Here is a 24860-nt window from a genome sequence, read left to right as displayed (position 1 = left end):
CCAGAGATATAACCTGACGTGATGAATACCGCCGCACATGCCACGCCCGCGTCCGCTTCGCCGCTTGCCATCGTGGTGATGGGCGTGTCGGGCAGCGGCAAGACCACCATTGCACAAGCGCTGGCAGCGCATTACCACTTCCGTTTTCTGGATGCCGACGACTACCACAGCGTGGCAGCACGCGCGCAGATGGCGGCCGGCCAACCGCTCACCGACGCGATGCGTCTGCCGTGGGTAGAACTGCTGTCGGCCACACTGCGCGATTGCGTGCAGGCCGGCGAATCGGTGGTGCTGGCCTTCTCCGGTTTGCGCAGCGCGCATCGCCAATTGCTGCGCAACAGCGGCGTGCCGATGCGCTTCGTGTTCCTGCATGCAGCCCCGCACGTGATCGCCGCGCGCCTGAGCACCCGCGCAGGCCACTTCATGCCACCTACGTTGCTCGACAGCCAGCTGCAGACGTTGGAGCGGCCGCTGGACGAAGCGGACGTGGTGTCGGTGGACGTGGATGCCAGCGTGCCTGCGGTTGTGCGGGATGCGATCGCACAGCTGGCAGCGATCGATGCCGCTACAGTGCAACATGCTTCACGCGCATCGGAACGCGTGTAAGCGGACCCGCAAGATGTGCGTGATGCGTGCGGTGCGTGCCGTCTAGGCCGTTATTGTGCGTTGTGCGTTGTGCGTTGTGCGTTGTGCGTCACGAGGCTGCCGCTTCCGTGCCGAGATGGGCAACCAAAGCGATAGCGCGACACGCAGACCGCAGTGCACAGAGGCGATGCACACAACCGCGTGGCACGAAACATCTGCTGTCGCGCTAGCTTACGCATCCAGCGCGCATCCACATAGCCGCACGTTGCGGCAGTGCCCGCACCAGCAACGCGCCATTCCCTTCTCCCGCCGGGAGAAGGTGCCCCGAAGGGGCGGATGAGGGTACGGCCCCACCTGCATCACTCATCTCGCCGCCTCCGCCCGCCGCACGATCGGCAACGCGCAGCGCAATCAGCCACAGTACCGAGCCCGCACGTCCACTCGCTACGTGCCGCAGGACGCCGCAATCGACCGCCGACTCGCGCACCTGGTTCTCGTCGCGCACCGCCTATCGCGCACTTCCATTGCAGCAAACACCCACCACACAAGGTAGCGCGAAATTTCCTGGTTACTTCACGCAAACCACCATCATCAGCGCCTCTTCGGCCAAGGCCGCACAATCATTTTTTCTATCGCAATCGCGCAAGTTAGTGATGAATCATCACGATTCGTGCGAATAGCGAACCGGTTGAACGCAAATTTTTCAAGCTGGTGGCGCCAGATGCAAACGGACCCGACCGCTGTCTGAATGCAGCGCCGCGCAGGTGTTGCGTGGTCACGTCAATCGTCCATCGTTCGTCAGCAGATCCGGGGGGGGATCCAACGCTTCCTTCCATCTAGGACATCCCGTGATGACCAATCCCAAACGCCGTTTGCGGTTTCGCAGTTTGACGCTCGTTCCTTGCCTGCTCGTCAGTGCCGTGGCTTTTGCGCAGTCTGGCGCCACCACCGCGCAACAGCCGGTATCGTCCCTGGATACCGAGGCATTCGCACGCTCCGGCCAAGTCTGGCGCAGCTTCGGTCAAGACCTCCCCTTCGCCAGCCCCAGCAACTGGACCACCGCCGGTGGCGGCTACTTGAATTCGCGTTTCGCACCGGGCGAGTGGAAGATCAATCGCACCACCGCCAAGACCCTCAAGCCGGCGTGGACCCTGACCACCACCGGTGATATCTCGGCCACGCCCAGCGTCGAAGGCGGCACCTTATATGTGCCCGATTGGGGTGGCACGCTGTACAGCGTGGACACGCAAACCGGTAAGCCCAACTGGCAAGCCAAGCTGTCCGATTACACCGGCAACGCCAACTCGGTGACGCGCAACACGCCGGCCATCAGCGCCAAGAGCATCATCGTGGGCGACCAGGTCGCCGGCACCTTGCTGGCGCTGGACAAGAAGACCGGCAAGCTGTTGTGGAAGACCACGGTGGAAGCCAACCCGCAGGCGCGCATCACCTCCTCGCCGGTCATCTACGGCAACCGCATCTACGTAGGCGTGTCATCCGGCGACTGGGGCAATCTGGCGGCCAACCACACCTTCAGTTTCCGCGGCAGCGTCGTGGCGGTGGATCTGAATACCGGCAAGAAGGTGTGGCAATTCTACACCGCGCCCGAGGGCTACACCGGCGCCTCGGTGTGGGGCCAGGTGGCCATCGATCCGATCAGCCGTCGCCTGTATTTCGGTACCGGCAACAACTACAACATTCCGCAGGGCGTGGGTAACTGCATCTCCAACGCGCGGTCCTATCGCGGCAGCGAACTCACCGTGCAGGATGAACTCAACTGCATGGCGCCGGACAACTACGTCGATTCGGTGATTTCGTTGAACCTGGATAACGGCAAACTGATCTGGGCCAACCGTGCACAGGGCTACGATGCCTGGAACCTGTCCTGCATCGTGGCGCCGACCAACGGTCTGTGCCCCAACACGCAGGCGACCAACCTGACCGGCCCGGATTACGACTTTGGCGGTGCGGGCGTGCAACTGTTTGCAGTGCCGCACAACGGCAAGTTGCAACAGTTGGTCGGTGCCGGTCAGAAGAGCGGCATCTACTGGGCCTTCGACGCCAAGACCGGCGCCAAGGTGTGGTCGACCCAGGTCGGCCCCGGCGGCACCACCGGCGGCGTGGAATGGGGTACCGCGTTCGACCCGTACAAGTCGCAGGTCTACGTGGCCATCAACAACAACTCCAACGCGACCTATACGCTGGGGCCGGCGAACGTGCAGACCCATAACGGCGGCTCGTGGGCCGCGCTGGACGCGGCGACCGGCAAGATCAAGTGGCAGGTCAAGGTACCCGGCATCAACCCGGTGAACCCGACCGTGCCGGCAGGCGGCCAGGGCTCGCTGACGGTCTCGCCAAACCTGCTGTACGCCGGCTCGATGGCGGGCAATATGGTCGCCTTGGACGCCGACACCGGTGCCACCGTGTGGAACTACAACGCCAGCGGCTCGGTGATCAGTTCGCCGGCCATCGTCAACGGCGCGTTGTACTGGGGCGCCGGCTACGGCCGCTTCAACTTCGGCACCGCGGCCACCGGCAGCCAGCTGATCAAGTTCGTGCCGGATAACGCAGCAGCCAAGTAAGCAGGATCCCCAGGACGGCAATTCCGCGTCCTGTTTGAAACACGGCACTGCCGCCTTCGGGCGGCAGTGCCTTTTCAGTGGCTGTTGTTGGACTCGGCATCCAGACGATGCGGCGCTGGGCTTGGCTCGCTCCGTGCAGCACCTGCAGCCACATGCCCGCGCGCTAAGCACAAAAGAGTGGCCAACAAAGCGTCACGAGCGGTTGTAAGTTGAGGATGGACAGTGCGCAACGACCGCTGCGTCCACGTGCTACACGCCACACCCAGCAGCGGATGCATCCGCCTGGTGGCTGCGCCGTCATGGTGTTCGCGGCTGCAAGTTCGCGGCTACAGCCGCGTGACCTGACATAACCGAATCTGCCCTGCTTCCAGGCCGTGCGCCTCGGCCGCACGCCGGCGCAGCGTGCGCACCAGCGCGACTGCGTCCAGCTCGCCATCGGCCGGTACGTCCACGCTATGCGCCAGTTGCCCCCACAGCACCGGCCGACCGTCGCAGTAGCCCTCGTAATCGGCGAAGTAATGCAGCTGGCGCCGCTCAGGTCCCGACGTGGACATCGCCCTGAATCTCCGTGCAGCCCAGATGTTCCAGCGCGATCTCCAGCCCCAGCAGATAGCTCTGCGCGCAGTACCCACGCACCGTGGCGATGCACTGCCCCAGACCATGCGGCAGGCAGCGTTCCGGGCGATCCACGCTGTCATCGTGCGTTTCGACATAGGGGTACGGCAGGTCTTTGAGCACGCGATGCAACCGCGCACTGTCAACGCAACTGCCCGGATCGATCAGCGCGATCTCCATGCGCGCCTGGCCGGCCACGCGCAGCGCATCCAGCAGTTCCTGTTCCGAGCCACAGGCACGCAATGCCACCGTCTTGCCCGCGTCCGCGGCACAGACCACCAATTGGCGAATGACGGCGCGCGGCAACGGCTGCGGCCCACGCACCAGCGGCATCGCCGCCTCCGGCCCACGCATGATCATGATCGACATGGCGGACTCCTCAGGCAGCAACGCGCAGTGGCGCGTGCATCGGCGGCAGACACCGTGCAGCAATGCCGAGCGACATCGCATATGCACGCGGCGCATCGTGTGGCGTGATCACCACCGCCAACGGCGCATGCTGCGCATGCAGCCACGGCTCCAGCTCCTGATCGGCATCGGTATGCAGCTCGATATACGGCGTGGGCAACGCGTCCACGGCTGCCCGCAAGGCCCGCGCGCAGCTGCGCTCGGACAACGGCAGATCGCCCGAATCCAGCAACACCAGCTCCACCTCGGCATCGCCACCGGCCGCATGCAATTCGGCAATCAAGCGATCCACATCGGCACACGCCAGCGTGCGCAACGCACGCCCGGCGCACGCGGGCAATGGCATCGGCATCAACGGCGCCGCATCAGCCTGGGGACCACGCAAAATCAGGATATACATCGTGTTCGGCTCAACGCACCACAGTGCGGGAGTGCCAAGGTAGGCCTGGCAGGCATAAAGGCGCTATTGGCGCGCCGCTGGGTGGGCATAAAGAGTGCGTAATGGCGCGCTTTCACCAGTAGAAACAATCCAACGCGCCACTGATGCCGCTGCGCAGCGCAGGTAAAGCAGATGCAAGCGGCGCAATCCTCCACCCATGCAACAAGAGCTGCACACAAGCGACAGCAGACGCCGCAGATGGACCAGCCGCTTGTGCCAACTGAGGTCGGGCCTACTTCTCCCGCCGCCAATTCACCGACCCCTTGGTCTCCACCGTGCTGGATTCGGCTTCAATATCGAACCCTCGGCTGAGCAGGTATTTCAGCGTCAGCACCGAGCCGCTGCCGACCATCGAGACACCGTAACCGACGTAGAGCTTGGGCGAGAGATATTTGCCGAAGCCCACCACCGAGCCGCCCAGGGTGCTGGATTGGCTGACGCCAGCGTCGTCCAGGCCGAGCTTGGCGCCGATCTGCGAGGCGATCAGGCTGCTGCCGGCCGACAGTGCCGCCGAAGCGGCGCTGACCTGTTGGGTTTCGTCGCTGCTGGCGGTGGACAGGCCGCGGCCGAGCACCAGGTACGAAAGCGCTTCGGATTGCGACATCGCCGGCTCCGACCAGACGTCAGCGCGCGGCGATTCGGCGCGGCCGCTGACGTCGATGCCGGCGGTGACGTCGCCGATCCTGCGTTCGGCGCGCAGGCTCACGCGCGGGTCGGACACGATGTTGTTGTTCCAGGTCAGCTGGCCGCGGCTGATGGTCAGATCCTGGCCATAGGCCTTGTAGCGGCCACGCACATCCAGCCCGCCGTTGGCGATCATTTCGCGGCCCGGGCGGGCGCGGATCTGCATCTGCCCGCTCAGCCCGCCCTTGAGGCCGAAGCCGCTCATGTTGACCTTGTCGCCGAGCACGATGGCCAGGTCCATATCCAGTGGCGAGGCCGGGGTTTGTTCGGGGTCCACCGGATCCAGTACCACCACGTCTTCGGACACCGAGGTGCCACGGTCCAGGCGTTCCAGGTCGATATCCGCTTCGGGCACGGTGACCTTGCCGCGCAACTGCATGGTGTTGTCGGTAATGCCGAACTGCATGTCCGGGTTGGCGATGATGCGCAGCTCGCTGGTGTTGTAGGCCAGCACGTTGTCGCCGCGGATATTGAGCAGCAGCGGCTTGCTGGTACCGAACCACGACAATCCGCCATCGACGGTGAGCGTGCCGGGACCGGACTTGGCCGAAGCGGTGATCTTGGCCGAGCCATCCGGCAGCGCGTCGAAGCGGCCCTTGCCCTCGCTCAGCGTCAAACCCATCGACGGGTATTCGGCAGTGAAATCGCTCAAGGTGGCATCGCCGCCGAGCAGCGGTTTGTCGCGGGTGCCGCGCAGGCTCACGTGGCCTTCGACCAACCCCTTCGGCCGCACCACGTCGGCAATCACCAGTTCCAGCCAGTACAGCCGCGACATATTCAGATACAGCTCGCCGTTGAGCGGTGCGTACGCATCCCAGCCGGTGTTGAACTTGGCGTCGACAAAGCCCGCGCCCTGGAAGCCGATACCCAGCTTGGCCTGGATCTGTTGCTGGGTGAAATCGGCCTGCATGCTGAATTGGTCGTAGCGCAGCAACTCGCCGCGATTGGGATTGCCGGCCACTGCCGCATAACGGGTTTCGCCCAGGCGAATGCCGCCTTCGGGCGAAGCAATGCGCAGGCTGCCTTCCCACGCGTTGCCGCGCGGCTTGAAGCTGCCGTCCAGCGACAGCTCGCCACGCAGGTAGATCTGCCGGCCTTCCTGTTTGGGCAGCCACGGCTGCACCAGCGACAGCGGCAATGCATCGCCGTGCACCACCATGCCCTCGCGCGGCCAGTTGGCGCTGGCGCACAGCGCGCCACCGGTGGCCGCGCCCAGGCAGGTGTCGGACAGGGTGAAGGCCGCGCCGTCGGTGCTGAACTGCGCCGGCTGACGCAGTGCCCAGGCATCCCCCTTGGCCGGTACGATCCGCAGCGTGACGACCTGACCCTGCCAGCACTCGCCGTTGCGCCGCACATCGCCCTGCAGGGCAACGCTGGCCATGCTGTTGGCGATGTCGGCATCCAGCCGCAAGGCTTCCACCGCGCCACGCGCCTGCACGCGCACGCTGTCGAGCACTGCACCGGCTTCGATGCCGGTGCCTTGCAATATCAGTTGGCCATCGCTGCCGCGCCACGGCAGCCGTCCACGCAGGCTGAGGCTCTGGGCGCTATAGGTGTCCCAACGCAGCCCGTTGCCGGCAATGTCGGCGGTGATGTCCGGCGCATCGCGCTTGCCGCTGACCTGCAGTTGCCCACGCACCACGCCGGTGGCACCGGGCATGACATCGTCCAGCTGCAACGGCTGCAACTGCGCAGCGATATCGAGCTGGTCGCCCACCTTGCCCTTGGCGGTGATGCGGCTATTGCCCATCGCCAGTTGCAGCTCGCCTTCGCCCTGTTCGCCGCGCAACGCGAACTTGCCGTTGGCCGACAGCGCGCGTTGACGCAGCTGGCCGGCCAGGCTGGGAATGTCCGCAGTGGCCTCGAACCCCGGCGAAACGCCGCCAACAGGTGCCGGCAATTGGAGACCCTTGGACGCGATCTTGCCGGACAGGTTGCCGTTCCAGCCCGGCGCGAAATAGCCCGGGTCGAACTTGGCCAGTTGCGCGCTGACATCCCATTGCAGCTCCGGCCCCCAGCCCACTTCACCGCTAAGGTCCAGCGAGCCGCCGGGCGTTTTCGCCCGCACCTGCTTGAGCTGCGCACGTTGGTCGTTGCCGCGGCTGTCGAACACTAGTTCGGCCTGCTGCCCGTCGCGCTCGACGGTAGCGCGGCCGATCGCGGCCCACGCCCGCAAGGTGCCGGCCACGCCCAGGCGTGCGTCTTTCAACTCCACCGGCACCAGCGGGGCGTCCGGCGTGGCCGGATCCGCGGCCGGGGTGAAGCGCAGGCCGCTGGCGTTGACCGCAAACCGGAAACTCGGATTCTGGGTATCGCGGAAATCGGCGGTGCCGCGCAGTTGCGTGCGGCCTTCGAAGGTGTCGATCACCAACGGTTCGACGGTGAGGACTTGCTCGGCCAGGCGAACATGCGAGGGCTGCAGCGTGGCGCTCAGCTCTCCTTGCTTGATGCTGCCGTGCAGATCGGCCTTGCCGCCCTTGCCGGATGCTTGCAGGTTCAGCGCGATCGGCGTGGCAGGCGGATTGGCTTGCCCCTCCGCGGCCGGAATCAACAGCGAGGTATCCAGTGCTTCGGTCACCGCCTTGAACGCCCAGGTCGGGTCGTCGCGGCCGGTGAACACCAGGCTGGCCTGCAGCGGCGCCGGCGCCCGGCCGGCGATGGCCACTTCCATCTTGTCCAGATCCCCGCGTGCCACCAGCCCCACGCTGGCCGGGGTGCGCCCGCGTGCGGCCGGTAGCACTGCAGTGGCGGTCAGGTCGGCGCGGTAGTCGTCGTTGGGCAGGTAATCGCCGTGCAGGCGGAAGTCGCCCATGTCGGTGTCGATCACCAGATCGCGCGTGCGCAGCTCGCCGGTGGCCACCTCGAGCCCGCCCTGCACCTTGTGCAGCACGATCATCGGCTGCTGCAGCTGGGTGATGCGCAGGTTCTGCACATCGATCTTGTCGGCCTGGATCGCCAGGGGTACGTTGATCTGCGGCAGCGACTCGGGCCAGCTGGGCAGGGTGAACGGTTCCTCGCTCTTGCCCAGATTCAACGTGGCGTTACTGACCTGCACCGCATCCAGCTGCAGCTTGCGCCCCAGCAGCGGGCGCAGGTCCGGCTCCAGATACACGCGCTCTGCAGTGAAGTGGATGTCCTGATAATGGAAATCCACATCGCGCAAGGTCAGCGGGCCGGCGACCGGGCCTTCGACCTTACCGTAGGTAAAGGTGGCGCCCACCGGCAGGCGCGCCACAACCTGCGCCAGCAACACATCGCGCCCGGCCACGGTCTGCAGCAGCCAATAGATCGCGATCAAGGCCAGCAGCACCAGCCCGAGCACGGTCAGGCCCGAGCCCACCCAGAACCGGCGCCGGCGATAGAAGCGCGGACGCGCTGCGGCCGGCGGCGTTGGTGAGGGTGCGCTCACAGGTTGGCCCCGATATCGATGTAGAGCTGAAACTGCGAGTCGGGGTCGTTCAAGCCATGCGCGATATCCACGCGCACCGGGCCCACCGGCGAGCGCCAACGCAAGCCAAAGCCAACACCGGTGTGCCAGTCAGGCCGGTCATCGAAGGCGCTGCCGCCATCGACGAACACCGCTATGCCCCAGGGGCCGCCCTTGAGGTAATGCTCGTACTCGGCACTGGCGGTGACCACGTTCTTGGCACCCAGCGCGAATTCGTCAGGCTTGGGCGTGCGCGGGCCGACCTCGCGGAACGCATAACCGCGGATGCTGTTCGCGCCACCGGCGAAGAAGCGCAGGCTCGGCGGCATCGCCACCAGATCGCTGGTCCAGGTGGTGCCGCCTTCGCCACGCAGGATCAACCGGCTGTTGTCGCCGGCGCCCAGAAACCAGCGTAGCTGGCCATACAGCTGGCCGAAGTTGGTGTCCGAGCCGGCACCTTCGGCGCCGCCACGGATAAACATCTGCGCCGACACGCCACTGCGCGGAAACAGCCGGTCGTCGACGTTGACGTAGTTGGCCTGCAACTGCGGATAGATCAGGGTGGAAGTCTCGTACACCGCGCCTTCGAAATCGTCGCCGCTGCTGAACCGCCAACGCTCGCGCAAGGCGTTGATCGAGGCGATCGCGCTCCAGCGCTCGTTGATCTGGCCGCTGCGGCTGCCGGTGAGTTTGACGTTGCGCAGATCGATGTACTCGGTCTGCTCGTCGTACAGCCGCGCCGAGGCGGTGTACCAGCCATCCAGCCAACGGAACGCCGGCACGCGGTAGCTGGTGGTCAGGCTCTTGCGTTTCTGCGCATAGTCCAACTGCGTGTCCATCTTGTGGCCACGCGCATTGACGTAACGCCGCTCGAGCCCGCCGCGCACACCGGCGCCGCTTTCGCTGCCGTAGCTCAGACCGGCGGTATAGATGGTGCGCTTGGCACGGGTCAACTTGACGTCTATCGGCACACGGCCCTGGTCGTCGGCCTCCTCCGGCTTGGGCTGGATGTCGATGGTGCTGAAGTAATCGAGCTTGGTCAGCGACTCGCGCAGGCGATCCAGCTTGCCTTCGTGGTAATAACTGCCTTCGTCCCAGTAGACCAGCGGATCGAACAGGCCCTCGCGAAAGTAGTCGTAGTCGAAACGCACCTTGCCCATATCGTAGCGACGGCCGCTGTCCCAGCTCAGGTCGATATCGGCCGCATGCTCGGCGCGCGTGATCGCAACGCGGCGCTGGGTGAAGTCGGCATCGAAATAGCCACGCTCGGCCAGGCGACGCGTGATGCGCACCTTGCTGGCTTCGTACTCGGGATGACTGAACACCTGCCCCGGACGCGGCTCGAAACGCTTGAGGTCTTCGCCAAGATAGCGATCGTCCTCTGCCCAGCCAGTCAGGGCGATATGCGAGTTCCGCACGCGCACCGGTTCGCCACGCTGCACGGTGATCACCACCGTGAGGCGATCGCCATTGCGCGGGGCGGCAATGTCGATGGTGGGGCTGTAGTAACCGAATGGCTCCAATGCCTCACGCGTTTGCCGTTCGGCTTGCGCCAGCAGGTACTCCAGACGCGACTCGCCCTGGTCCTTGCCAACGGCCTCATACAGAGACAGCGATACCTCGATGTTCTCGATCATCTCCGCATCGTCGCGAGCATCCAGCCCCTTGATCTCGATCTTGTCGATCGTTCCGCGGGCCAGCACCGGCAGGGGCAACAGGACGACGCAGAACAAGGAAAGAGCAAACGCGACTTTGAGCATCGAGCAAGAATACCTAGCGCCTGTGTGAAGACACAAAAAACCTTAGACGAGCGTGACTGTACTGGGTAAAGTCGGGTCCGCCGTTAACGTTTTGTTGACGACGCCGCGATGCGGCGCTCCCCGATCGCCGCATTCCCCCGTGTTGAATGGCTTGGAGAGAGGTCTTCATGAAGCGTGATGTATTGGTCGCTGCGATCTACGCAGTGCTCGCGATGCCGGCATTGGCACTCGCCCAGGATCAAGACCAGGGACCGGTCACGCAATTGAACAAAGTCACTGTTACCGGCTCGTTGATTCCGAGGTCGCAGATCGAGACTGCGACGCCGGTCATGAGCATCAGCGCGCAGGAGATCCAGGCGCGTGGCTTCAAGGACGTCTACGACGTCCTACGTTCGCAGCCGATGGCCACCGGCACCGTGCAGGATAGTCAGTTATCGAACGGCTTTACCCCTGGCGCCAAGTCGATCAGCCTGCTGAGCCTGGATCCGGGCTTTACCCTGGTGCTGATCGACGGCCGGCCGATGGCCGACTACCCGCTGCTGTACAACGGCCAGAGCAACTTCGTCGACCTAGCCAGCATCCCGGTCGGCATGGTCGAACGCATCGACGTGGCACCGGGCAACCAGTCCTCGATCTATGGCTCGGCCGCGATCGCCGGCGTGGTCAACATCATCCTGAAGAAGCGCATGGATGGCGTGCAGATGAGCTTCCGCATGGGCACCTACGACGGCGGCGGCGGTAACAACCAGCGCTTCGAGCTCACCGGCGGCAACACCGTCGGCGGTGCCGACATCGTCTGGGGTCTGCAGCTCAACAACCAGGACCCGATCTACGGCTTCCAGCGCCGCAATTTCGACTCCACCAACGACAGTCCGGACCCGGACTATCGCTACGGATCGTTTATCGCCTGGCATGGCATCAGCGGCAACCCACCCACCTATGTGGATCCGGGCGCGGACAACTGCGCTGCGCTCGGCGCCTTGTTCAATCACTCCGTTAGCCTGGAGACGCGTCCCGACCGCGGCAACTATTGCAGCAGCCGTACCGCCCCCGGCTATTCCAGCATCCTCAACAAGGAACGCAGCGCCAACGGCTACGCCAACCTGCGCTATGCGTTCAACGACAATGCGGAGCTGTACGCCACGCTGCTGCTCAACCGCACCAAGGTCGAGGTCAAAAGCGGATCGCCGTTTTGGCAATCCTCGGCCGACACCGGCGGCTATTTCTATAACCAGAACACCCAGCAACTGGAGTCTTATCAGCGCATCTTTGCGCCCGAGGAAACCGGCAATCTGGATTTCAATAACAATCGTCAGACCACCGATTCGTACAACATCGCGGTCGGCGTGAAAGGCGGCGTGGGCAGCAGCAACTGGACCTACGATGCCTACTATGCGCGTTCGGAGTACCGCATCGACAGCCGCCAGCAGTGGCCGCTCGGCGATAAGATCGAAGAGTTCTTCCGCGAGCAGTTCCTGGGGCAGCCGCTGGGCGACAACAGCGGCTACCCGATCTATGCGCCCAACGATGCCAACTTCTATCGCCCGTTGACGCCGGCGCAGTACCGCAGCTTCAACGACGAGATCCGCACCAAGTCGCGCACCTGGACGCAGAACGTCAACCTGCAACTGACCAATACCGATCTGTTCGACCTGCCGGCCGGTGGCGTCGGTGTTGCCGGGGTGCTGCAGGCTGGCAACCAGTACTGGAACAACCCGACCGATCCACGGGTGATCGCTGGCGACTTCTACGAGCTGACCGGCACCCAGGGCAGCGGCAAGCGCGACAACTGGGCGGCGGCGTTCGAGACGCGCATTCCGATCCTGTCTACCCTGACCGCCAATCTGTCCGGCCGCTACGACGACTACAAGAACCAGGGCGGCGGCAGCGACTCCCGCTTCACCTACAGGGCCGCCTTGGAGTTCCGCCCGGTCGATTCGCTGCTGCTGCGCGGCAACTACGCGACCGCGTTCAAGGCGCCGGACATGGCCTATACCTTTGCCGGCGATACCGGGTTCTACACGGGCGTGAACGACTACTACCGCTGCGCGCTCGAGGAGCCCAACAAGCCCATCGTCGATTGCAGCTATTCCGGGGTCACCATCGCCGGCCGACGGATCGGTAACCCGGATCTGAAATCGATCACCGCCAAGTCCTGGGGCTATGGCGTGGTGTGGTCGCCGAGCACGGACTTCAGCGCCGGCGCCGACTACTACCACATCAACATCAAGCAGGAAGTCAGCGATCTCAGTACCGACAACCTGCTGCGAACCGAGTCGGCCTGCCGCCTGGGAAGCCTGGACATCACCTCGCCCACCTGCGTGGACGCCTTGTCGCGTATCGACCGTACCGGGCCCGATGCGCCGGTGCCCAACCGCTTGATCAGCATCCGCGTCAACCCGATCAATATCTCCGTCGAGGAGGTCTCCGGCATGCTGGCCAATGTCAGCTATCGCTGGAACACCGGATCTTGGGGCTCGTTCTCCGCCGATGCGCATTACAACCTCACACTCAAGCACAAAAGCCAGCAATACCCGCAGGATCCGGTCATCAACCTGCTCAGCAACCCGTTCTATTCGTCGGAATTCCGCAGCATCGGCAACGCATCGCTGACCTGGCAGAAGGATGCCTGGACCACCACGCTGTTCGGCACACGCTATGGCCGCACACCGAACTACGCCGCCCAGATCAGCGACGCCGGCTATGCGACGCAGGGTGCCGGCAAGGTCGGGCCATGGACGACCTTCAATGCGACGGTGGACTATGCGGTCAACAAGGATGTGTCGCTGACAGCAACGGTCAACAACCTCGCCAATACCCGCCCGCCGCGCGACAGGACGTCGATTTACTACCCGTACTACAACATCTTCAACTACACCGGCTATGGCCGCGAGTACATGCTGGAGTTGAACTGGCGTTTCGGCGCCAACTAAGTCCTGACATGCACCACGCTGCGGCCGCCGTCATGGCGGCCGCAGCGGTTCGCATACGATCAGTCCTCGACCAGTGCGCCCAGCGCCTGCCGCAGCGGTTCCAGCTGGACGGCATAGCGCCGCCAGGCATCCACGGTACGACTATGCACGCCTTCGCGGACCTGCACGCTGCTCAAGGTGGCCGCTGGATCGGTATTGCGGGTGATGTCGCTCTGCCCGGTCGCCATCGGCAGGCCGCAGTGCGCCATCAGCCCACGCAAGACGGTTTCCGGCGCTTGCACCATCTGCGCATAGTCGATGTCGATCACCCGCCCCGGTAGTGCCGCGCGCCATTGCGCCATCAGGGCGTGGTAGGCGCGATAGTGACGTGCCAGTGTGTCCAGGTCGTAGCTATAGGCATAGGCATCGCCGAACAGCGCGCGGTAGTTGGAAAAGCACACCGCCATCGGCTCGCGCACCAGATGCACGATCAGCGCGCCCGGCAAGGCCCGCGCGATCGGCCCGATCAGCGCCGCATGGCTAGGCAGCTTGTCGATGTACCACCGCGCCTGGCCAGCACGCCATTGGGTTTGCTGCAGATAGCGCGCGCCGACTTCGGCGTAGTCCAGCTGCGGTAACGCCTGCAGCAAGCGGGCATCGAGCAGGCTGCGGCCGGCCTGGTCGGCGGCCCAGCGCAGTTGCTGGCCGAAGTCGTTGAGTTCCCCGGCCGAGACGATCTGCGGATGATTGCCCAGCATGCGTTCCAACACCGTGGTGCCCGAGCGCGGCAGGCCCAGCACGAAAATCGGTTGCGGACCTTGCGCTGGTGGCGCCTGATCGGCGGATGCGAACACCTGTTGCTCGGCCAGTGCACCCATCTGCGCGTACAGCGCCGCCTCGGCCTCGGCATCGTGGCGCAAGCGCGCATGCATCACCGCATTGCCATGCTGCAGCGCCTGCCAGGCCGCCTCGGTCTGGCCCAGGTCTTCCAGCTCCTTGTACAGCGCGAACGCCAGCCCGGCACGCTCCTCGCTGCCAGGCGCGGCCAGTTGCAGTTGCCGTTGCAGCGGCGCGACATGGTTGGCGTCCGCACGCTGGCGCCGCAGCCGCGCGCGCATCAACGCCGCACGGCCATAGCCCGGTGCATGCGCCAGCACCGCGTCCAGGTCCTGTGCCGCGTCTTCCAGCCGGCCATTGAATTGCAGCTGCACGGCGAGCAGATAACGAAAGTCCGGCCCATCGCATCCGCAGGCCCGCGCACGCTGCAGTATCGCCAGTGCCTCGGCATGCTCGCCCAGCGCCTGGTGCAGCTGCGCCAATGCCACCAGCGTCGTGCCATCGCTGCATTGCGCCAACGAGGCATGCCGCAGCAGCGCGTGCAGGGCGTGGTGTTCGCCCACCCGCAGCAGCGCCTGCGCCAGCCGGCAGCGCAGCGCGACGTCGTCGCCCAGATGCGCGCTGGCCTGCTGCAGCAGCGCCACCGCCTCGCGCAGCTGTCCGTTCGCCAGCACGGTGCCGGCAAGCAGGATGAACGCCATGACGTGATCGGGTTGCACCGCCAATAGCGCCTGCAACGCCGCCGCCGCCGCCGGCAGGTCGCGCCGCGCCAGCGCGGCCTGAGCGCTTTGCCAGTGCACTGCGCCGGCGGAGGCGTCCATCAGTTGGACAGATGCTCGATGGCGGCCACGCTGCCGAGGCGTTCGCCGAGCTTGTTGAGCAGCGCCAGTCGGTTGGCGCGCAGTTGCGCGTCCTCGGCGTTGACCATCACGCCGTCGAAGAAGGCATCGACCTGCGGCCGCAGGCGGGCCAGGCGCGCGAGCACGGCGACGTAGTCCTTGTGATGCAGGCTGGCGCCGGTATCGCCGATGGCCGCTTCCACCGCTTCGGCCAGGGCTTCTTCGGCCGGTTCGCGCAGCAAAGTAGTATCGATGTCGCCGGGGATGGTGACCTCGGCCTTGCGCAGGATATTGCGGATGCGCTTGTTGGCCGCCGCCAGCGCTTCGGCTTCGGGCAGCTGGGCGAAGATGCCGATCGCTTCGATGCGGCGGTCGAAGTCGTAGAGGGATGCGGGCTTCAGTTCGGCGACCGCATTGAAGTGGCTTGCCGGCACGCCTTTATCGGCGTAGTAGCCGCGCAGGCGGTCGAGGATGAAAGTGTAGATCTCCATGTCGATCTCAGGCGTCTCCGACCTGAGGATGCGCAATGCGCGGATCTGGAGTTTCTCCAAACGCTCCGTATCGACGCCGTTCGTCCGATTCAGATAATCGGCCTCATCCTCGACGAGCTTGACGAAGAAGCCAAGGCTTTCCAATCGCGCCGCTGCAGGTTGCGCAGCCAGGAGGATCAACGATTTCAGGATCCATTCTTCGAGAGTGAGCTCGAACCCCGACTCAATCATCGTCCGCGCCAACCCCAGCGCATTGCGCCGCAGCGCAAACGGGTCCTTGTTGCCGGTCGGCCTCAATCCAGCCGCAAACCCACCTGCCAGGGTATCCAGCCGCTCGGCGATCGCCAGCACCTTGCCCAACGGCGACAGCGCGATGCCGTCGCCGGCAAAGCGCGGCTGGTAGGCCTCGTCGATCGCCAGGGCGATTTCGCCAGGCTCGCCGGCAGCGTTGGCGTAATGCCGTCCTGCAATGCCCTGCAGCTCGGGAAACTCGTTGACCATGCGCGACTGCAGGTCGTTCTTGGCCAGCGACGCGGCGCGCCGCGCCTGCACCGGATCGGCACCGACTTGCGGCGCGATCGCTTCGGCCAGCGCCGCCACGCGCGCGACCTTGTCGGCCACCGTGCCCAGCTTGGCCTGGTAGGTCACCGTGCGCAGGCCCTCGCCCATCGCGTCCAGCCCCTGCTTAAGGTCTTCGTCGAAGAAGAACTTGGCATCGGCAAAACGCGGACGGATCACGCGCTCGTAGCCCTTGGCCACTTCGGCCACATCTCTGGATTCGATATTGGCGATGCCGATGAACTGCTCGGTCAACTTGCCACCATCATCGAGCACCGGGAAGAACTTCTGGTTGATTTCCATCGTTTCGATCAGCGCTTCATGCGGTACCGCGAGGAAATCGCGCTCGAAACTGCACAGCACCGCCGACGGCCATTCGACCAGGTTCACTACCTGCTCCAGGTTGTCGTCGGTGATGCGCGCGCTGCCGCCGGCGCGGGAAGCGGCGGCCTCGACTTCGGCGACGATGCGCGCGCGGCGCTGGCGCGGATCCACCAGCACCTTGGCCGCGCGTAGCGATTCGACGTAGTCGCCGGGCTGGCTCAGCCACACGGTCTTGTCGTGCAGGAAACGGTGACCACGGCTCATGCGGTCGGCGCGCAGGCCGAACAGTTCTGCATCCACGATGTCCTTGCCGTGCAGCAGCACCAGCCAGTGCACCGGGCGGGCGAAGGCGTGGGTGTGATCGCCCCAGCGCATCGGCTTGGGGATGGGCATGGCGGCGATCGCCTCGCGCAGGATCTCCGGCAGCAGCGCGGCGGTGCGCGCGCCCGCGGTCACTGCGCGGTGGACAAAGCGCTCGCCCTTGGCATCGCTGGTGCGCTCCAGCGCGGTCCAGTCGATACCAGCCTTGGCGGCGAAGCCGGCCAACGCCTTGGTCGGTTGGCCGTTGGCATCCAGCGCGATGTTGAGATACGGCCCCAACACTTCCGAGCGTTGCTCGGGCTGTTCGCTGGCCACGCCCGGCAGCAACACCGCCAGCCGGCGTGGGGTGGACAGCGGCACGGCGTCGCCGCGCTCGACCGCAATGCCGCGCTTTTCCAGCCCAGCCAGCACGCCATCGAAAAAGGCCTGCGCTAGACACGGCAGCGCCTTGACCGGCAGCTCTTCGGTACCCAGTTCGATCAGCAGGGGAAGTTGTTCGCTCATGTCAGGTGGACCTTGCTTGTGTTCCTTCTGCCGTCGACGGGCGAAGGTGGCTGGAGAATGTCCTTCTCCTGCATGCGGGAGAAGGTGGCGCGCAGCGCCGGATGAGGGTTTTGGCAGAGCAGCGGAGATATGTTCCCCCCCATCCGCCCTGTGGGCACCTTCCCCCGCCAGCGGGGGAAGGCAACAGCATCAGCCTTTGACGCCAGGAAACCCCAGCTTCTCGCGCTGCGCGTGATAGGCCTGCGCCACCGCCTGCGCCAGCGCACGCACGCGCAGGATGTAGCGCTGGCGCTCGGTGACGCTGATCGCACGGCGCGCATCCAGCAGGTTGAAGGCGTGGCTGGCCTTGGTGACCTGCTCGTACGCCGGCAGCGGCAGGCCAACCTCGACCAATTGCTTGGCTTCGGCTTCGCAAGCGTCGAAGCGATGGAACAGCTCGGCCACATTGGCGTGTTCGAAGTTGTAGGTGCTCTGCTCCACCTCGTTCTGGTGGTACACATCGCCGTACGTCACTGCCGCCCCGTCCGGGCCGTAGGTCCACACCAGCTCGTAGACGTTGTCGCAGCTTTGCAGGTACATGCACAGCCGTTCCAGGCCGTAGGTGATCTCGCCCAGCACCGGTTTGCACTCCAGGCCGCCAGCCTGCTGGAAGTAGGTGAATTGGGTGACTTCCATGCCGTTGAGCCAGACCTCCCAGCCCAGGCCCCAGGCCCCGAGCGTGGGCGATTCCCAATTGTCTTCGACAAAGCGCAGGTCGTGCACCAACGGGGCGATGCCCAACGCCTTCAACGAGCCCAGGTACAGGTCCTGGATGTTGTCCGGGTTGGGCTTCATCGCCACCTGGTACTGGTAATAACGCTGCAGGCGATTGGGATTTTCGCCATAGCGGCCATCGGTGGGGCGGCGCGAAGGCTGCACATAGGCCGCATTCCACGGCTCCGGTCCCAGCGCGCGCAGGAACGTGGCCGGATGGAACGTGCCCGCGCCCACTTCCAGGTCCAGCGGCTGGATCAGCACGCAGCCTTGCTCGGCCCAGTACTGGTTGAGGGTCTGGATCAGGCCCTGGAAAGTGATTGGAACGCGCCGGGAATCGGACATGCAGCAAAGGCCGTACGGAAGGGGTGCGCTAGTATACCGGCCAACCCGCGGCGCTTTGCCGCGCAGCACCGCTGCTGGGGAAGAACACGCATGGAAAAGCGGCGCACCGCCGATCCGGATAACGCCGTGGCCCTGCTGCCGCGCGGCCGGCTGATGTTCGACCCGGTGGCCGCGGCCCTGCTGGCCGACGGCATGGTGGTGCCGCACGAACACGAGCGCGTGCAGTTTTCCGCCAGCGGCGCGCGCACCGCCAGCGATGTGCATCCGCTGGTGCTGCTGGCCAATCTGAAATTGCATGCCGCCCAGCCGCCGGCCGGCGAGCTGGGCCTAGAACGGCTGACCGAATGGCTGGCCACCCGCACCGGGCTGCGCTATTTGCGTATCGACCCCACCCGCATCGATGTGGCCGCCGTCACTGGCGTGGTCTCGCATGCCTATGCGCGACGCCATCGCATCCTGCCGCTGGCGCTGGATGCCGAGCGCGTGCTGATCGCCACCAGCGAGCCGCTGGCGCTGGAGTGGCTGGCCGACGTGCAGCACTTGAGCCGGCGCCGTATCGAGCTGGCGCTGATCAACCCGCTGGATCTGCATCGCTACACGATGGAGTTCTTCGGCGTCACCCAGTCGGTGCGTGGCGCGCGCAGCGATGCCCGCAGCACCGAACCCAACGCCGGCCTGCCCAGCTTCGAGCAACTGGTGGAACTGGGCCACGCCGGCGACGTCAATGCCGACGACCACCATATCGTGCACATCGTCGACTGGCTGCTGCAATACGCCTACGAGCAGCGCGCCAGCGATATCCATCTGGAGCCGCGGCGCGAGGCCGGGCGCATGCGCTTCCGCATCGACGGGTTACTGCACAAGGTGCTGGAAGTACCGCCCTCGGTGATGACGGCCGTGGTCAGCCGCATCAAGGTGCTCGGGCGCATGGATCTGGCCGAACGCCGCCGCCCGCAGGACGGCCGCATCAAGACCCGCTCGCCGGGCGGGCGCGAGGTGGAAATGCGCCTGTCCACGATGCCCACCGCGTTCGGCGAAAAGTGCGTGATGCGCATCTTCGACCCGGATTCGGCATTCAAGAGCATCGAGCAGCTCGGCTTCAGCCCCGAAGAAGCCACCGGCTGGAGCGCGCTGGTCGAGCGCCCGCACGGCATCGTGCTGGTCACCGGCCCCACCGGCTCGGGCAAGACCACCACGCTGTACTCCACGCTCAAGCGCCTGGCCACGCCGGACGTCAACGTGTGCAGCGTGGAAGACCCGATCGAAATGATTGCGCCGGAATTCAACCAGATGCAGGTGCAGCAGAACATCGACCTGGATTTTGCCAGCGGCGTGCGCACGCTGCTGCGTCAGGACCCGGACATCATCATGATCGGCGAAATCCGCGACCTGGAAACCGCGCAGATGGCGGTACAGGCCTCGCTCACCGGGCATCTGGTGCTGTCCACGCTGCACACCAACGATGCCGCATCGGCGATCACCCGCCTGCTCGATCTGGGCGTGCCGCATTACCTGGTGGCCTCTACCCTAAACGGCGTGCTGGCGCAGCGGCTGGTGCGCACGTTGTGCGTGCACTGCAAACGCCCGCACACGCTCAGCGACGCCGACTGGGCGGCCATCCGCGAGCCCGGCGAAGCGCTGCCGGAGGTGCTCAACGTGCACGCCCCTGTCGGTTGCCTGGAATGCCGTCGCACCGGTTACCTGGGCCGGGTGGGCCTGTACGAACTGCTGCCGGTCACCCCGCGCCTGCGTACCCTGATCCGCCCGGACACGGAACTTGCCAGCTTCAGCCAAGCTGCCCGCGGCGAAGGCCCGCGCACGCTGCGCCGCACCGGCCTGGAGAAGGTCGCCGCCGGGCTGACCACCATCGAGGAAGTGCTTTCGGTGCTGCCGCCGCGGGAGTAAGCCAATCCTCCGTCCTGGTGAGCACGCCGCTTGGGCGTGGTTGGCAGCCGGCACGCGCGTGCATGATCGGCGGGAGGATTCTCGACGCCGCAAGGCATCGAGGGCCGACAGGGATCGGAAAAAAACTCTCTGTCTGACAGCGAGACCGATCCCTGCCGATCGCTTGTTTCGCTCAGGCACGCCAGGCGTCCGGTGAAGCATTTCACCAGCGCGTTGTCGGTGAGCAAGTACGCCCAGACGCATCCGGTTCCGACACGGTTCCTCGCACAGCCAGTGAGTCGATCACCGTGACGGCGATCGACTCACTGGCCGGCCGCTGCGAGCCCCTTTCTCCCTGGCGTTCCCGCACCAGTGCAACTCGGCGCCCATGCCGTCGTGGTGGAGACGCCATCTAGCCCGCAGCTCGATCTTCTCGCCTCTCGCATTTCCACCACGTTCCGGAAGGTGGATTGGCCCTCATGCGCGCTCCCCCAGACGCTCGATGCCGGCGGGCTTGCTCACCGTGGCGGTCATCTCGTGCATGGCCTTTTGGTGCGCTGCGATCTCCTGCGTCAGTTTTGCCTGCCTCATCGGGTCCGGTTGAGGTTTTTGCCGCTCCCTGTCGAGTCGTGTCTGCACTAACTGCATCCGCTTGTACGGCAGGTGCGTTTGCGCCTTGGCGTTGAAGCTCTCGGCCGTGTGGAACTGCACTTCAAACGCGTAGCCCTCGGCATCGGTGAAGCTGGCATTGATGCCCCGGTAGGTGCCGTCGCCTGAGGTAAAGTAATTTTTCAGTTTCACGCAGGTGATTCCTTGCCGTTGCAGGGCCTCCTGTACCGCCAGCACCTTGACCACGAAATCCTCGGACGGCAACTCAAGCGCATAGCGCAGCGCATCGCCCACGGCCTGCGTGGCCTGTTCGGCGGTCATGCCCGCGCGCAGATGGCGCCGTATCTTGTCCTTGATCGAGGCGACCGACTTCTGGAACGGGGCATGTTGCACCTGCTCGATCCGGCCCTGCTTGGCGTCGTAGCGCACGTTGCCCCATAGCCGCGCACCCAAGCGCTCGGCCAGCGTGTCGAGCACCGGCGTCAGCGACGCTTGCTTGCTTGCGGCGGTGTCGAACACGTTGTGTGCCGACGATGGGTCTGCAATGCCGGCAGTCTGCTCGGCGCCGGGCGTCGGCGTCGCGCTTGGCAACGCCGGCACGGTCTCTTCCTGCCAGTCGTCGATCTCCTCGCATCCTGGCGGCAAGGCCACGCGCTTGAAGGCCTCCAGTGCAGGCGCCTGCAGGGTGCGCTGCTCGGCCCGCGACGCACCGCCAACCGCCAGCGCATGGGCACGCTTGTACAGATCGTGGAAGCGCTCCTTGAGCGCGAAGGTCTCCGGGGTGTGGAACTGGATCTCCCACAGCGCGCCCTCGGGGCTGCGCAGGGTGACATTGATGGCCTTGAAGACTAGCGGGTAGTCCGTGAATTGATTGGTCAGCTTGACCCGTGCATGGCCTTGATCGTCCAGTGCGGCCAGCATGGCGCGCAAGCCGGCGGTGAAGTCCTGCGGTTGCAGCACCACGCTGTAGCGCAGCGCATCGTTGACGCCCGCCGCCGCTTCTTCCAACGTCTGCTTTTTCAATGCCACCCGCTGCTTGAGCTTTTCCTGCAACGAGCTGTATGACTTCAGTTGATGCTGTGTGCCGGCCAGTTGCCCACCATGGCGGGCGGCAACGCGCTTGAGCATGTCGGTGACCTGCGGCTCCATCTGGCGAGCACGCCTCAGCAAGGCTTGTGCCTCAACCGCGATGTCCTGCGGCTGCACGGCGCGCAGACGCTCGGCCGGCGGCTGCGGCCGGTCGATCCAGCCGGCCTGCTGTAGCGCCTCAAGCGCGTCTTCCATGACGCCAGCGGCCATCGACGGCATGCGCTGCAGCAGCAGCTTGGTCTGTTCGGGATCGAAGCGACCGTCCTGCATGGCCCGGGCGGTTGCCCTGCTGTAGGGCACGATGCGGACCCGCTCGGCGAAGCTCCGCTCGGACCGTTCGCAGGCCTCCACGATCTTGGCGAACAGCGCCGTGCCGGTGTCGGACTTCAGCGCATCGGTGCCGACCTTGATCGCGATGGTGAACAGGTTGCGCATGGTCAGTTCCGGCTCGCCGGGGACGAGCCCGGGTTGCCCCTCCGGGAACTGCGCATGCGATAGCCGGCGCACCGGGTAGTTGTCCAGGATGGCGTGGATGCGCGCCTCGACGCCAGAGGCGGCCGTGTAGGCATTGGCCAGGCCGGGAAACGCCTCGGCCAGGGCGTCGGGCAACGCCGGCGCGGCACTGCCGGCCGCCGAGCCCGCCTCAAGCGCAAGCACCTGCGCGTGCAGCAATGCGGCCGCTTCGCGCGCCTCGGGCAGGTGCGCGCGCTCGATCGCCTCGCCCGCCTGCACGCGCAGCGTGGCCAGCACCTGGGGATCGCGGACCTGCTCTTCGAGCAGCTCGCGCAAACCGTTGCGCAACCCGCGCTCGATGCCATCGTAGGTGCCGAACATCATGTCGCGCGCCATCGCCTTGCGCAGGTCGTCCGGCTGCCCCAGGAAGCGCGACGCCAGCGTGGCGGCCGCCGAGGTGATGCGCTGACCGCGCTTGAGGGACATGATCTCCGACAGCCGCCCGGGCTGGTAGTGGCCGCTGACCGGGTCGATGGCCGGCGTGGCCGTCTTCGGCGGCTTGAAGGACTTTTGCCGACCGATCCTTGCCTTGCGGTCCATCACCCGCGAAATCAGCGCCGCCAGCTTGGGATAGCCTGCGTAGACAAACGCATCGTCGCCGTCGGTGTCCATGTTGCGTTTGCGCAACTCGTCGATCGGCAGTGCGCCCAGGCGCCCAGGCTCCACGATGTCCTTGAGCCGCAGGCTGCCGGTGCTGAGGATGTCGCGCGGCAAGGCACTGCGGTCACGGCCGTTCGTCCAGCTCGACAGCGTCTTCAGATCTTCCTTGGAGCAGGCCAGGTCGGTGTCGGCAAACGCGGCCGGCCACTGCTGCTCCGGCACGACAACCAGCATGCCCTTGCTGTGCAGCATCTGCGGATCGACGCCGGAGCGATCGTCGAAACCGGTGTAGCTGTACTGGATGCCGAAGCACTGGGAGAGGAACGCGGCGGTGGCGTCGCCCTTGGCCACGGTGGCGATGCGCTGCTCCGGCACCGGCAGCAGATTCTCCTTGTCGTAGGGGGGCTTGCCGAGCAGCAACGGGCCGCCGGCCAGGTCGAAGGCCTGGCTGCGCTGCTGCGGCAGATGCACCTTGTCGTCGGCCGACGGCACCGCCCGGACCCGCTGACCCCGGTAGCCGCCGCTGATGAGCGGCCTGTACACCCACAGCGGATCATCGCCTGTCGGCTGCAGCGTCTGCAACCGGTCCTGCAGCGCCGCGTGCGCCTCTTCCAGTGCCGCCGCATCGCGCGGGTAATGGTGCAGCGCCTGCGGTGGCATCACCGAAGGGCCCTTGTCCTTGGCCAGCAGATCGCGCTGCTCCTCGGTGGCCTGGTTCGCCTGCACTGCGTGCCAGGCATCGTAATGCTTGCGGAAGGCGGGGATGGACAAGGCCACCTCCAGTTTCAGAAAGCCGCAGCCATCGTTGGGGCACAGCGCCAGGGCAGTGCCATCCACGGCCAACGGCTTGAACGGATGCGCAGGGCCCTCGACGTCATCGAACACGCCCAGGCGCAGCGTACCCTCCACGACATGGTCACTGGGCACCACCTCCAGCAGCGAGCGCTGCATGCGCGACCAGTCCTCGCGTTGCGGAGCGAGCTTGGCGGCCAGCTGCATCAGGCTGCTGCCCGGGGCGGTGTCGGCATAGCGGAATGCCGGCAGCAGCGAGGCCGACTCCTTGCGTTGGGACATCACCAGACTGCTTCTACCGGATTTGCTGCGCGCGGCGCGACTGCCGCCGAACAGGTCGAAGCGCCAGGGCTCACCGTTGTAGTTGAACGTCCGCGCCAGCATGAAGGTCGATAGCTCACCAGGCAATTGCACCTCCACCAGCGGCAGCCCGGTCAGGCGCGCAAACAGCGAGTACGGCTTGTCCGATTCGCTCTGGTTGGTCGACAGCTCCTTGCCCACCAGATCGACCACCACATGGGTCGTGCTGCCGCGGCCCGGCGCCGGCGCCACCGGCCGACCGGGAACCGTGGACATGCTCAGCCGCCCACTGTCCAGGTCAAAGCGGGTCGGTGGATGGGCCTGGGTAATCGTCGGCGCGTCCTTGGCCATGCGCAGGTCCAGGGCGTCGAACACCTGCTCGCCGGCCTCGATCTGCGCGATCAGGTTCCAGCTCATCTCGCCCAGGTCCGCCTCGATCGCCTCGCGCGTGCGCGCCAGCGTCAGGTCCACCCACTTCACCAGTTCGTCGCGGCGCTGGCGCAGTTGCTTGCGCGGGCCGTCAAGATTGCGCGCTTTCCATTGCCGGCTCACCACCGCGTAGGCTTTGAGCACCTGGTAGAAGGTCAGTGCCGGGCAGCGTGTTGCATGCTGTTCGATGTCGGCCGAAGCGCGCGCGCCGTCGTCGCCCAGGTACAGGTCGATCTTGCGCGCGACGATGGGCTGCAACG

The 24860-nt window shown here is 65.5% G+C and carries 13 protein-coding genes; 4 read left to right on the top strand and 9 right to left on the bottom strand.

Annotated elements, in window-relative coordinates; translation table 11 throughout:
• Window positions 1–21 precede the first annotated feature (21 nt).
• Window positions 22–606 (top strand): gluconokinase, encoded by a 585-nt coding sequence (locus XAXN_RS14155; RefSeq protein WP_054320011.1) that lies wholly within the window; start codon window positions 22–24, stop codon window positions 604–606.
• Between the two features lie 830 nt (window positions 607–1436).
• Complete coding sequence (locus XAXN_RS14150) at window positions 1437–3167, top strand: outer membrane protein assembly factor BamB family protein (RefSeq protein ID WP_054320010.1); 1731 nt, start codon at window positions 1437–1439, stop codon at window positions 3165–3167.
• A gap of 326 nt (window positions 3168–3493) precedes the next feature.
• Here XAXN_RS14150 and XAXN_RS14145 read toward each other — a convergent pair whose 3' ends face one another.
• The 5 genes from XAXN_RS14145 to XAXN_RS14125 all read right to left on the bottom strand — a co-directional run bounded on the left by XAXN_RS14145 (window position 3494) and on the right by XAXN_RS14125 (window position 10500).
• Window positions 3494–3721 (bottom strand): hypothetical protein, encoded by a 228-nt coding sequence (locus XAXN_RS14145; RefSeq protein ID WP_054320009.1) that lies wholly within the window; start codon window positions 3719–3721, stop codon window positions 3494–3496.
• On the bottom strand, window positions 3702–4151 hold the full coding sequence (locus tag XAXN_RS14140) for a 3-dehydroquinate dehydratase (protein ID WP_054320008.1): 450 nt from the start codon (window positions 4149–4151) through the stop codon (window positions 3702–3704). The genes XAXN_RS14145 and XAXN_RS14140 overlap by 20 nt, the downstream gene beginning before the upstream one ends.
• Window positions 4152–4161: 10 nt before the next feature.
• A complete protein-coding gene (locus XAXN_RS14135; protein WP_054320007.1) occupies window positions 4162–4590 on the bottom strand; it encodes a hypothetical protein in 429 nt (142 codons plus the stop codon).
• A gap of 271 nt (window positions 4591–4861) precedes the next feature.
• Entirely contained in the window at window positions 4862–8722 is a 3861-nt protein-coding gene (locus tag XAXN_RS14130) for a translocation/assembly module TamB domain-containing protein (protein ID WP_054320006.1), read from the bottom strand.
• Window positions 8719–10500: an autotransporter assembly complex protein TamA gene (locus tag XAXN_RS14125; RefSeq protein ID WP_054320005.1), complete on the bottom strand. Its 1782-nt coding sequence runs from the start codon at window positions 10498–10500 to the stop codon at window positions 8719–8721. Before XAXN_RS14125 ends, XAXN_RS14130 begins: the two co-directional genes overlap by 4 nt.
• A 212-nt stretch (window positions 10501–10712) precedes the next feature.
• On the opposite strand from XAXN_RS14125, the gene XAXN_RS14120 reads away from it, so the two are divergent.
• On the top strand, window positions 10713–13433 hold the full coding sequence (locus XAXN_RS14120; protein WP_241148212.1) for a TonB-dependent receptor plug domain-containing protein: 2721 nt from the start codon (window positions 10713–10715) through the stop codon (window positions 13431–13433).
• A gap of 59 nt (window positions 13434–13492) precedes the next feature.
• On the opposite strand, the gene XAXN_RS14115 is transcribed toward XAXN_RS14120, so the two are convergent.
• The 3 genes from XAXN_RS14115 to glyQ form a co-directional block, all read right to left on the bottom strand.
• Window positions 13493–15070, bottom strand: coding sequence for a tetratricopeptide repeat-containing sulfotransferase family protein (locus tag XAXN_RS14115; RefSeq protein WP_054320003.1), 1578 nt, complete (start codon window positions 15068–15070; stop codon window positions 13493–13495).
• Window positions 15070–17286 (bottom strand): glycine--tRNA ligase subunit beta, encoded by a 2217-nt coding sequence (glyS, locus tag XAXN_RS14110; RefSeq protein ID WP_054320002.1) that lies wholly within the window; start codon window positions 17284–17286, stop codon window positions 15070–15072. Before glyS ends, XAXN_RS14115 begins: the two co-directional genes overlap by 1 nt.
• A gap of 189 nt (window positions 17287–17475) precedes the next feature.
• A complete protein-coding gene (gene glyQ / locus XAXN_RS14105) occupies window positions 17476–18384 on the bottom strand; it encodes a glycine--tRNA ligase subunit alpha (protein WP_054320001.1) in 909 nt (302 codons plus the stop codon).
• 90 nt (window positions 18385–18474) lie between these two features.
• Here glyQ and XAXN_RS14100 point away from each other — a divergent pair, with 90 nt between their 5' ends.
• The gene (locus XAXN_RS14100) at window positions 18475–20289 is read left to right on the top strand and encodes a GspE/PulE family protein (protein WP_054320000.1); all 1815 of its coding nucleotides are present in this window, start codon (window positions 18475–18477) and stop codon (window positions 20287–20289) included.
• Window positions 20290–20745: 456 nt separating this feature from the next.
• On the opposite strand, the gene xopAD is transcribed toward XAXN_RS14100, so the two are convergent.
• A partial coding sequence (gene xopAD / locus XAXN_RS14095; RefSeq protein WP_054319999.1) for a XopAD/skwp family type III secretion system effector occupies window positions 20746–24860 on the bottom strand: 4115 nt, incomplete at its 5' end.

The sequence above is a fragment of the Xanthomonas axonopodis genome (genome assembly GCF_001304695.1).
Lineage (GTDB): Bacteria > Pseudomonadota > Gammaproteobacteria > Xanthomonadales > Xanthomonadaceae > Xanthomonas > Xanthomonas axonopodis.
The sequence above is the reverse complement of the archived record's forward strand: the minus strand, read 5'-3'. Positions and strand labels throughout refer to the sequence as shown.

What these genes read in the sequence shown, in the direction of transcription:
- XAXN_RS14155 (WP_054320011.1), top strand. Translation starts at nt 22, where the DNA reads ATGAATACCGCCGCACATGCCACGCCCGCGTCCGCTTCGCCGCTTGCC.
- XAXN_RS14150 (WP_054320010.1), top strand. Translation starts at nt 1,437, where the DNA reads ATGACCAATCCCAAACGCCGTTTGCGGTTTCGCAGTTTGACGCTCGTT.
- XAXN_RS14145 (WP_054320009.1), bottom strand. Translation starts at nt 3,721, where the DNA reads ATGTCCACGTCGGGACCTGAGCGGCGCCAGCTGCATTACTTCGCCGAT.
- XAXN_RS14140 (WP_054320008.1), bottom strand. Translation starts at nt 4,151, where the DNA reads ATGTCGATCATGATCATGCGTGGGCCGGAGGCGGCGATGCCGCTGGTG.
- XAXN_RS14135 (WP_054320007.1), bottom strand. Translation starts at nt 4,590, where the DNA reads ATGTATATCCTGATTTTGCGTGGTCCCCAGGCTGATGCGGCGCCGTTG.
- XAXN_RS14125 (WP_054320005.1), bottom strand. Translation starts at nt 10,500, where the DNA reads ATGCTCAAAGTCGCGTTTGCTCTTTCCTTGTTCTGCGTCGTCCTGTTG.
- XAXN_RS14120 (WP_241148212.1), top strand. Translation starts at nt 10,713, where the DNA reads ATGCCGGCATTGGCACTCGCCCAGGATCAAGACCAGGGACCGGTCACG.
- XAXN_RS14115 (WP_054320003.1), bottom strand. Translation starts at nt 15,070, where the DNA reads ATGGACGCCTCCGCCGGCGCAGTGCACTGGCAAAGCGCTCAGGCCGCG.
- glyS (WP_054320002.1), bottom strand. Translation starts at nt 17,286, where the DNA reads ATGAGCGAACAACTTCCCCTGCTGATCGAACTGGGTACCGAAGAGCTG.
- glyQ (WP_054320001.1), bottom strand. Translation starts at nt 18,384, where the DNA reads ATGTCCGATTCCCGGCGCGTTCCAATCACTTTCCAGGGCCTGATCCAG.
- XAXN_RS14100 (WP_054320000.1), top strand. Translation starts at nt 18,475, where the DNA reads ATGGAAAAGCGGCGCACCGCCGATCCGGATAACGCCGTGGCCCTGCTG.